This window comes from Microcystis sp. M049S2, assembly GCF_020245625.1.
Taxonomy (GTDB): Bacteria; Cyanobacteriota; Cyanobacteriia; order Cyanobacteriales; family Microcystaceae; genus Microcystis; species Microcystis ichthyoblabe_A.
The window spans coordinates 1-10,301 of record NZ_JADBUN010000262.1; the positions used below are offsets into that span (position 1 = coordinate 1).

At 46.3% G+C, this 10,301-nt stretch carries 8 protein-coding genes and 1 pseudogene; 3 read left to right on the plus strand and 6 right to left on the minus strand.

The window, feature by feature from the left end:
• Both IM496_RS20280 and mtnB read right to left on the minus strand, forming a co-directional pair.
• Positions 1-180 (minus strand): helix-turn-helix domain-containing protein (locus tag IM496_RS20280; RefSeq protein ID WP_287663070.1); only part of this gene is annotated, 180 nt, incomplete at its 3' end.
• 430 nt (positions 181-610) lie between these two features.
• Positions 611-1,219, minus strand: a complete 609-nt coding sequence (gene mtnB, locus IM496_RS20285) for a methylthioribulose 1-phosphate dehydratase (RefSeq protein WP_287663071.1) — start codon at positions 1,217-1,219, stop codon at positions 611-613.
• 246 nt (positions 1,220-1,465) lie between these two features.
• Between mtnB and IM496_RS20290 the strand changes: the two genes are divergently transcribed.
• A complete protein-coding gene (locus IM496_RS20290) occupies positions 1,466-1,846 on the plus strand; it encodes a hypothetical protein (protein WP_002760482.1) in 381 nt (126 codons plus the stop codon).
• 10 nt (positions 1,847-1,856) lie between these two features.
• On the opposite strand, the gene IM496_RS22545 is transcribed toward IM496_RS20290, so the two are convergent.
• Positions 1,857-2,099 carry a hypothetical protein gene (locus tag IM496_RS22545; protein ID WP_004163988.1) on the minus strand — a complete coding sequence of 81 codons (243 nt, stop codon included), beginning with the start codon at positions 2,097-2,099 and terminating at the stop codon, positions 1,857-1,859.
• A 102-nt stretch (positions 2,100-2,201) separates the two neighbouring features.
• A complete protein-coding gene (locus IM496_RS20295) occupies positions 2,202-3,635 on the minus strand; it encodes a TM0106 family RecB-like putative nuclease (protein WP_287663072.1) in 1,434 nt (477 codons plus the stop codon).
• 329 nt (positions 3,636-3,964) lie between these two features.
• Between IM496_RS20295 and IM496_RS20300 the strand changes: the two genes are divergently transcribed.
• On the plus strand, positions 3,965-5,179 hold the full coding sequence (locus tag IM496_RS20300; protein WP_194017515.1) for an aminotransferase class V-fold PLP-dependent enzyme: 1,215 nt from the start codon (positions 3,965-3,967) through the stop codon (positions 5,177-5,179).
• Between the two features lie 18 nt (positions 5,180-5,197).
• Here IM496_RS20300 and IM496_RS20305 read toward each other — a convergent pair whose 3' ends face one another.
• Together IM496_RS20305 and IM496_RS20310 are read right to left on the minus strand one after the other, a co-directional pair.
• Entirely contained in the window at positions 5,198-9,370 is a 4,173-nt protein-coding gene (locus IM496_RS20305; RefSeq protein WP_287663073.1) for a DEAD/DEAH box helicase, read from the minus strand.
• Positions 9,371-9,424: 54 nt separating this feature from the next.
• Positions 9,425-9,895, minus strand: coding sequence for a DUF29 domain-containing protein (locus IM496_RS20310; RefSeq protein WP_002754638.1), 471 nt, complete (start codon positions 9,893-9,895; stop codon positions 9,425-9,427).
• 276 nt (positions 9,896-10,171) lie between these two features.
• Here IM496_RS20310 and IM496_RS20315 point away from each other — a divergent pair.
• Positions 10,172-10,301: pseudogene (locus tag IM496_RS20315) on the plus strand (Uma2 family endonuclease); the annotation flags it as partial.

Consider the following 10,301-nt stretch of genomic DNA (forward strand, 5'->3'; position numbering starts at 1 on the left):
CCACTCGGTTAGCATTGAAGAAGTTTCAGCATATCCTACTCTTTCTTGTCTTTCGTACCAAGCTTGTGTTCTGAGATGGAGAGCTTTATTGTAAACCAATCTTACACAGCCCAATGTGCGCCGCAATAGCGACTCTTGTTCGGGTGTGGGGTAAAATCGGTAAGAATAGGCTTTTTCCATACCTCACATTTTAGCATATATTTCGTAAACGATGCTCATATTTAACAGTAAAGCCGTCGTAGAACGACGGGGTTTCAGACCCAAATTTTCGATGAAGGTTTAACAAGGTTTTACCTATAATGTCGGCTTGAAGGAACTCTCGGTTTCACCTCGGAGATGAAAGGTTCCGCCAGCATAGAACAGCGAAGCACGACAGTGTCAACTGATAGGCTGCCACTAGATAGCGAAGCTGTTCGTAATTTAAATTGCTTGTTGAGACGAGGCAAAAGGCAAGAGGCAAAAGGCAACAGTAAAGGGATTGGGGGAAGTTCGGCTAATCTAAGAATAAGCGGTTTAAATCTCTCTTAACACTATTAGCAAAGATCGGGGTGGTTAGGACAATCAATCGCTGAAACCCTTGACCGATAAGAGTTTGAAAATTGAAAGCGTCCTAAACAGACCATTTTTTGCTAATATAGCGAAAAATATACTCGACTATCTCTAAATAATTCTCGGTAGTTTCTAGAGACTCACCCCACACCGTCACGCCATGGTAAGAAATCAGTAAAGCGGGAATTTCTGGGGGGAAAGTTGATAATCTACTCTCTATTTCTGCGGCAATTTTCGGCACATCGAGATAGTTAGCAAAAACTGGCATAAATACTTGAGGATTTTCTATCCAAATACCTAAACCTTTCAACATTTCTAAGGGAGGTAACGATAACTTGTCCTCGCGAGCAAAACGGGAAACTAAATTCGCTTCCACCGAGTGGACATGATAACAAGCTTGCGCTTGGGGAAAGAGACAATAAATCACCTGATGAATGCTAGTTTCTGCGGAAGGACGATTATCCTGATGAGCTAATTCTCTGACTTTTCCCGTCAGATCCACGCGCACAAAATCCTCTTCTGTGAGTTTACCTTTACTTTTACCACTGGCAGTAATCCAAAAACTATGATCATCAACTTTAGCGGATAAATTACCTGCCGTGCCAAGCATCCAACCCAGTTGATAAAATCTTCGGGCAGCTGCCACTAGAGATGGACGAGGATCGCTCATGGTTTTTAGAGATATGGTGGATAGGAAATAACCATTATAACAAGTTGAAGCCCGCAGACGACCCACTCCTCAGCATAGCGGGAGCGGGTTGAGGTAGTTTATTCCCGATAATCTCGCTCAAAACTAAACCCAAGATAGAAGAGAGCGAGGAACCGGTGAGTCAAAAAGAAAATTTAACCGTGGTAATGTGTTGGGAGTGTGTTAGGTTAAAGATAATTGCAGCTTTGATGAATCGAGGGTTGAGCCGTGAATAACAACTTTTTCCGCAGCTATTCTGTCAATGATTCTGGTTTGGGTTGTTTCTTATCTTTGATTTTAGTCGGATTGTTGTTAGGCTCGATCGGACTGGGTTGGTTAGTCAATGGGTTTTTAATTCTCGTGGCATTCCTAATCATTTCCCCCGTCATTGCTTGGGGAATTTTTCGCTGGTGGTTGCGACGCAATTTAGTTGAAGATAGCTGTCCCGTCTGTAGCTACGAATTTACGGGTTTTAATCGCACCGAATGCCAATGTCCTAACTGTGGTGAACCATTAAAAGTGGCAGGGGGTAAGTTTATTATTCTCACCCCTCCCGGTACGATCGATGTACAAGCGATCGAAGTACCTACCGGACAGTTAGAAGATTAGGGTCAAACCATTACCATCTAGGCACGCGCACCAAGCTGAAAGCGGGGGATCTGAATTTTAACAATAACAGCAGTCCCAGCAGGTGAATTGACCAATGAACGAGAACTAAGCCCCAAATAATTGCAAAAATCAAACTACTAACGGCAAGAGCTTTAAAAATATCATTATCGGTCTTTTGATACCAGAGAAGACTAAGGAAGGAAAGCAGTAGGAGTAGAAGGGGAAAGAGTGGGGAGAACATGGGGATCACCATTGGGTGAGGGGACTGTTTTCACATCCATAGCCTATCATTTTCCCTTGACGGCTAAGGGTAGCAGCGGTTACATTCCCCCCTGTTTGTCATAAATCTTTAGAATCAAATTAAAAAGTTTACAAGCCAATCTTTTAGTATAAAGGTGGCGCGACAATCATCCTCATTGTAACGCAAAATAGCCGCCAATAAAGTCCGATCTCCTGTTTTTAACCACTGGTCATACCACCAAACGCATTGATCCCCGCTTACTCCTCGATCGCGCCATTGGAAGCCAATCCAGTTAGCGAGGGATTTTAAAGAATAACTTTCCACGGGAAAAGTTACCGAATTAACTACCTGATAGTGCAGATCAAAACAGCGAGAAACTAACTGATTAATCAAAGAGGAAGGAGTTTTATAAAGATAACCCAATCGCTTAATTGTTTCCACTTCGTACTCAGAAAAGTGAAAAATGGGTGCTTGATAATCCTGCATGACTAAGGTTAAAAATTCCTGCCAAATCCTGCCTTCATCTTCTGGCTTTTCCGCCAAAAAGGGATAAAATTGCTGGGTATTAACTCGATAATCAACCCGTAAAATCCCCAAAAGATAATCTAAATTCTGTTCTGGTTCCGCTTCGATGTCAAAATAAAATTCAATCTCGGCCCTCGGTAGGGGAGACAGATAAGCAGTTTTCCCGTTGCTTTTGCGAAAGGCCCGATTTTCAATAATTGCTTGGGCCTGTAATTGTAACTGATTAGCCACCTCTAACCCCATCCCCTCCCCCATACGGGTAGGACAGGTAAGCGCCAGGGATTCCATGGTGGAAACCCCCAAAGACTGTAAAAATTGGTAACGACTGGGAGTTACCCCCGGGACTAAAGAAAGATGTTGACTCGCTTGAGCGATACCATAACAGTGACTATACCAATGACATAAACTGCAACGCTGACGCGAGATAAAAACTTCTGGTTCTTGGTGATTAATCACCATTTCGCCGAACTTTTTGATTATTTCCTCTAGTTTAGTTAACCAGAGATTCAATTCCACCCGATAGCGATTATGACGACGTAGGACAATTTCTGCGTAATTGGGAAAAACTCCCTGCATACCAGCCAATAAATAGGCGTAAAAAGTAGCCAGCATTTTATATTCAGGCTTAGGACGGCGACCGAGTTGAATATTGAGGGGATAATAAATCCAATCGCCAAATTTCGACTTTCCTGCCTGTTTAATTAATAAATGGGGGGAACCGGTTAAAGAGACGGGATAGCCGGATTGTAACAGGACTCCGTGATAAATACAGGATACCCCCTGACGCATCAAAGCTTCCGTTTCCCTAGCGGCGGCTAAAATATCGCCGGTGGGGGTAGTCAGGGAATAATAATCGGGATAGGAGTCTTGTAGGACTTTTTTAACGTGACTTTGACTCTCTTGGCGCAATTTAAGCAAAAAATCTCGCTCAGGGTCTTTTTCTTGGCTATTGCCGTAGAGATTTAAAAACCCACGGCGTTGACAACGTTGGTAGTCTAGAAGTAGATCATCGGTCAGTAGCATTCTATACAAGGAGAAAAGTTAAGCTTTCCTGGACCAGTGAAGTAAAGTAAAAAATAATAAACTTAAAAAAAGGAAACATTCCCAAGTGTGTTTCCTCTACTCTAATACTATTGTGACAATTGCGACTTAATCCGTCGATAGGATTCAGCCGTCGGTCGTCAGGAAGTGGGGAAGTGGGGAAGTGGGGAAGTGGGGAAGTGGGGAATTCAACTAAAACCCCAAAACCCCAAAACCCCAAAACCCTAAAACCCTAAAACCCCAAAACCCAACACCTTCTAACTGATAACTGATAACTGATAACTGATAACTGACCCCCCATCTCCTCGCTTATGCAGAATTTAGACGAAAATAGCCTCGATTACGCCGTTAGTAAACCGGATTTAGCCGAACAAAGACAGGAATTTCGGGGACTTAGCAATAAAGTTTATTTTAATTTCGGTGGTCAGGGAACCTTGCCCAAGGCGGGATTAGAAGCGATTATCGATGCCCATAATTTTCTCCAACAAAAGGGTCCTTTTTCAGGACGGGTAAACGATTGGATTACCAAAAAAACGGAACTTCTCAGGCAAGAAATGGCTCAGGAGTTGGGAATTAGCCCCAGCACTCTCTCTATCACCGAGGATGTCACTGTAGGCTGTAATATCGCCCTCTGGGGGGTTGATTGGCAAGCGGGGGAACATATTTTACTAACCGATTGTGAACACCCCGGAATTATCGCCACAGTTCGGGAAATTGCCCGTCGTTATCATCTGGAAATCTCCACTTGTCCTATTCGGGAAACTTTAAACGGCGGCAACCCGATAGAAGTCATTTCCGCTCATTTACGTCCCAAAACTAGGGTTTTGGTGGTCAGTCATGTTCTCTGGAATACTGGACAGGTTTTACCCCTCAAGGAAATCTCGCAACTTTGTCATGATAATTCTGTCACCGAAAAACCCGTTTTAGTGGTGGTGGATGCTGCCCAATCCGTGGGTTGTTTGCCCTTGGATTTAAGCGCTACTGCCGCCGATTGTTATGCTTTTACAGGTCATAAATGGTGGTGTGGACCGGCCGGTGTGGGAGGATTGTATATTCGTCCCGAAATTTTCCCTAGTTTACAGCCCACTTTTATCGGTTGGCGAGGTATTGAAACAGATAAGCAAGGACAGCCTATCGGTTGGAAACCCGATGCTAGACGCTTTGAAGTGGCCACTTCTGCCTATCCTCAATTTGAGGGTTTAAGGGCAACTATTGCGGTACATAACGCCTGGGGTGATGGGGGACAAAGATACGAAAAAATCTGTCAATTAGCGGCCTATCTCTGGGGAGAATTAAACACAATTAAAGGGGTGAAATGTTTAAAAAATTCTCCGCCAGAATCTGGTTTAGTTTCCTTTCAAATTGACTCGGCCATCAGCCCACAAAATTTAGTGCAACAGCTAGAAAAACAAGGGTTTTTACTGCGAACTCTCCTCGACCCCCTCTGTGTGCGTGCCTGTGTTCATTATTTCACTTTGCCCTCAGAAATCGAGCAGTTAGTAGCAGCTATCAAAAAGTTAGTTTAAACCGCGTCGGGGATATTTTTATCCCTCGGCCATTAAGCGTAATAATTCGTCAGTGGATAACTTGCCGCTTGCGTCAGTCCCCTCCAATAAACTATCGGCAAGATCGCGTTTATGGTGGTGCAGATCGACAATTTTTTCCTCGATCGTATCCTTGGCCACTAAGCGATAAATCGTCACCGGACGTTTTTGGCCGATGCGGTGAGCGCGATCGGAAGCCTGATCCTCCACTGCGGGATTCCACCAGGGATCAAGATGGATAACATAATCGGCCGCCGTGAGATTTAATCCTGTCCCTCCGGCCTTTAAACTAATTAAAAATACGTCCCCTTCCCCCGCTTGAAACGCTTTCACCTGTTTCTGCCGATCGCTGGCTGGGGTACTACCATCGAGGTATTGATATTTTATCTGCCTTTGATCGAGATAACTGCGGATAATCGCTAAATGATCGACAAATTGACTAAACACCAAGGCTTTATGCTGATTATCTAATAAGTCATCCAGAATTTCCCCGAAACGGGACAATTTCGAGCCGGCTAAATCCAAATCTGGCGCCACTAACTGCGGATGACAGCAGGCCCGGCGTAATTTCATGATCTCTGCCAGTACCTGGAGATGTTTCGCCCCGGCGGTACTGTCACTCTCGCTTAATTTCTCCAAAGCACGCCGCCGTAAGGCCTCGTAAAACGCCTTCTCCTCGACGCTTAACTCGATCGGGACTAAAATCTCGGTACGCGGCGGTAATTCCGCCAGAACTTGGTTTTTGGTGCGCCGGAGAAGGAAAGGCCGCACCAGTTTTTTTAACTGTTCGCGAGCGGTTTTATCGCCGTATTTTTCGATCGGGGTGGCGAAACGGCGATCAAAACTTTCCAAGGATCCCAACAATCCGGGGTTAATAAAACGGAAAAGATTCCATAATTCCCCTAAATGATTCTCGATCGGTGTTCCTGTGGTGATTAGTTTAAAATCCCCCCGCAGATTCATGGCTGCTTTCGATCGCTTGGTGGAGAAATTCTTAATCGCTTGGGCCTCATCGAGAACGATTGTCCGCCATTCCACCCCGGCCAACATGGTAGCCACTTCTTCCTGCTGTAATAACCCATAGCTACACACCAACAGATCAAAAGGTTGCAGTCGATCGAGTAGTGCTTGCCGATCGCCTGTTCCCAATTGGATGATATTTAAGGTGGGTGCGAACCTTTCCGCCTCACTAATCCAGTTCAAACATACTGAAGTAGGAGCGATCGCTAAAGTCGGTCCCTCGGAGGCGCGGGTTAGGATCACTGCCAGAGCTTGTAAAGTTTTCCCTAATCCCATATCATCGGCCAAACAGGCCCCGGCCCCCCACTGGGCCAGCCTAGCTAACCAACGAAAGCCTTCCAATTGATAGTCGCGCAATTCTGCCTGTAGAGTTGAGGGGACTTCTGGGGTAAAATCCTGACTCTCCTGAAAGCGTTGTAAATTGTCGCGCCAACGTTTATCGGCCTTGAGTTGTCCCACTTCCTCGGTGAGTTCCGAGAGAATCGGGGCAGCGAAGGGATGAAACCGCAAACCGTCGCCGGACTTTTCCGAAAAAGCACGCATTTCCTGTAACCGTTCCCGAAATGCCTCGGTTAGAGCGAGAAATTGACCATCTCCGAGGGGAATAAACCGCCCCGGCGATCCCTCTAGCAGTTTCATCAACTCCTGCATACTCAGCACCGATTTCTCCTCTAGGTGCAGTTCCCCACTGACGGCAAACCAATCCCGTTGACTGTGGATATTTAGGTGTAGGTCTTGTAATCGAAGCTGACGCGACACCCGCCATTTTTCCCCTTCTGGCCATTCCACAAGGACGCTATCGTTTAATTCCCGCAATTCCAGCAGTAGATCTAGACAATCCTCTGGATTTTCTAGTCGCCATTCCCCGTTTTCTTCCTCGAAACTGATCAGGATCGGACAAGAATCGATCGCTGTTTGGGCCAGTTTTTTCTCCAGGGCCAGATCCCTAGTTGTTTGCAGCCGTTCCCCCTCGATCTCGGCGATCACTGTTTCGCCCCCTTTTCCAGGCTGGAAATAGGGACCGGCTGCCCCAAAAGGACGACTGAGAACCGCCACTTTTAGACCCTCTCCGGCCGGTAAGAGATGAATCCGGGGTTGACTATCGGCTGCCACTGACCGGGCTGCTTTTCCTCCGCCGATATCGGAATGTACTGTCACTATCCCGGACAGGGAATTGATCGCGGCCAGGACTTTTTCCCGGCCTTTGTCGGGGACTTCTAGGCGGTTGCTTTTGCCGATAATGTCGGCGATGCTTCGGTGTTCCGGCTTGACTTCGATTACCTTAACGCGAGTGGGGGTATCTTTCCAAATCAGCACTTCTTGGCGATCGCTGAGATCGGGCAGTAAAGACAGGATTAATTTACCCGATTTTTCCTTTCTTACTCGCAATTCTGGTTCTCCGGCGACGATTTCTACCCGCGTTCTGGGGGAATCTTCCCAAAACACCAGGGGATGACCGATCAGTTCGATAATGGCCCGGCGCTCAAAGTGATAATCGTTCTGGCCATAGTAACTGGATTCCACGAAGATATGGGCGCAAATTTTCAGGTCTTGCGGGGTTAAATAGTCAATTTCCCCAGTTTTTCGCAGACGTTTCAGGGAGACGGGACGGCCACGACTCCAATTACCCCGCGCGTCGAGTTTCTGTTCTTTTGGTTGCAGGAAATAATCCTCGGAATGGATAGAGAGAAACCAAGCAAGGCGGACGACGGGGTTAGATTTACCCGGGGTTGGTGTTGGCGCGCACAGATTAGTCAAGGCATTCAGGCACAGTTGCCAAGCTTCTTGGGGTTCGATCGCATCTACTAGGGGGGAAGAGAGATGCCATTTTATAACCACCTCCGCTTCCGTGGCTCGATCGAGTCGGGACAGTAGGGCCCCGGTTTCTAGGGCTAACCAATGGTAGCCGGCCGCCTTGGCATCTTTGTAGAGGGGCAGCAATAGGCGGGGCAGATGTTTTTTAGCGATGCTGCTACTCATCCAGTAGAGACAGATACTATAGATAAGAGTCTCTAGACCCTGGCCCATTTGGTAGGGATTGATCGTCGCGTCGATGATTGCGTCTTTGGCCTGCATATCTCCCTGACGGGCAGCGATGATTTTTTCCAGACGGGCATAGATAGGACTGAAAGGATGATCGTTTTGACGCGTCACCCAACTGGTATAGCTGGCGGCTTCGGCGAGACGTTCGGGGGTTCCTTCTTTGAGGAGAGCGAAAATAAAGGAGAAGCCGCTAATCGAAGAAAAATAGATTTTTTGTTTTCCTTTGGCTTTTTTTAGGGCTTTAAGGGCGAGGGTATATTCTTGGATCGCTTTGCTGTTTTCCCCCCCTAGAAAGGCAATCCAACCCCGGATCGCCCCGATTTCTGCTGCTTGGCTTTCTGGGAAGGGGCGATCGAGATACCGACGCACTTTATCGCTTTGTCCTCGGATGATTGCCTGTTCAAGCCACAAATGGGCTTCGGAAACACTGGTCTGGTCTTGACAGAGTTCTTCTAGGAGGGAAAAAGCTCCATCGGCGCGAGTTATTTTTTCAAAAGCCTTGACAAGAATGCTATTTAGTGCTAACGCCTGAAATTTGGTCGGTTGCGTCCGTAACCAATCCCCATCGAAGGGGTTATCGTAGATGAGAACCAGAAGGTCTTCTAGGCTAGTTTTTGGGGAAGAATAGCTGGTTTTCTGATAATCGGCGATTTGTTGTTCGACCGAGTCGAAATCCTGACGATAGATGGCCAGACGGATTTCTCGGATTAATTGCTCTTTTCCCTGAAAAACTAGGCTTTCATCCCAACGAGTTCGTGGTTGCGGCAGTTTGTCCTTGATGATCTCGGCAAAACGCTTGAATTGTCCCTTGCTAACGCTATCACGGCTGGCAATCTCGACGAGGAGGGGATGACAGCGCGGCCCGTAGCCTTTGTCCTGGATGATTACTTCCGCTTCTAGGAGGCGATCTAAATGGGATTTCAGGGTTTGGCCGTTAAATCGCCGGTTGTTCTCGTCGCGGTAATGGGTTTCATTTAAACAGTCTAGAAAAGTGCTGCGGGCGATCGGTTCATAGATTAGGGAAAAAAAACGGACGATCACCTGATCTAGTGCCGATAATTGTTGGTAGCGTTCGATGAGTTGGCGGCGGAGTTGCTCGATATCGTTCATATTCGGTTATATTCGTTTATACTCCTGATGGTTTTGCGGGGACTTGATCGCAATTCAAGGGCGGGTTTCCAAAAAAGGTTCGATATCGATCGGGAACCAGTCCCCGTCTAATACCTGTTCGAGGGTGAATATAGACTCTAGGGGAATCGCATTTTTATCGACGATTCTGGCGTTAATCAGGGATTTTCTAGCGGTTAAATAGGCTTTTTCCCAAGAATCGCGGGCATGGTTGACGAGGGTGGCACTATCTATTTTTTGTTCTAATTGCGATCGGAAAGCCGCGATCTCCACTATCCAGTGACGGGCATTCCGTTCTTTTTCCGATTCCCAATAGGATAGTTTTAGCAAGTGTTCAATTAAAACGGTTAATAAACTCGTTATTGCCTGTCTCTCGCTTTTTCCCATGCACTCCACTTCCTCGATCAGGTTTTCCCAGTCCACCAGGTCAAACTCTTTTCGCTTTAACAGTTCGGCGGTTTTTTCCGTCCAGAGAACAAAATCTTCCTCGTAGAGAGCGGTCATAATAGATTTATCTTCCCGACAGGGAGCGCGGGGTAATGGCTCGATTATAACGCTCGATCGCTATCCTCGATCAGCTTCTAGTGCGGGGAATTTTTGTCAAGTTAGAGATTTATCCCCTAGCACAAGTTGTTCTTTTTGTCAAGAAAACTTTTTCTTTTTAACAAAAGTACACAAACATTTTGAGCAACCTTATTGGCGATGTTATTTTGGGACTACAAGGGAAAGATAACCTCACTGCTAGAATTTAATTTTCAGACAAATAACCTCAGAGCAGAAATTATGACCTTTACACCAGCTATTGATCCAGATATTGAATACCCCGATAGTGACGGTAAACCCATGGCCGATAATACCGAACAATACGAATGGATCGTTAAAATCAAAGAAAATCTTGAGATTCTCTTTGCTA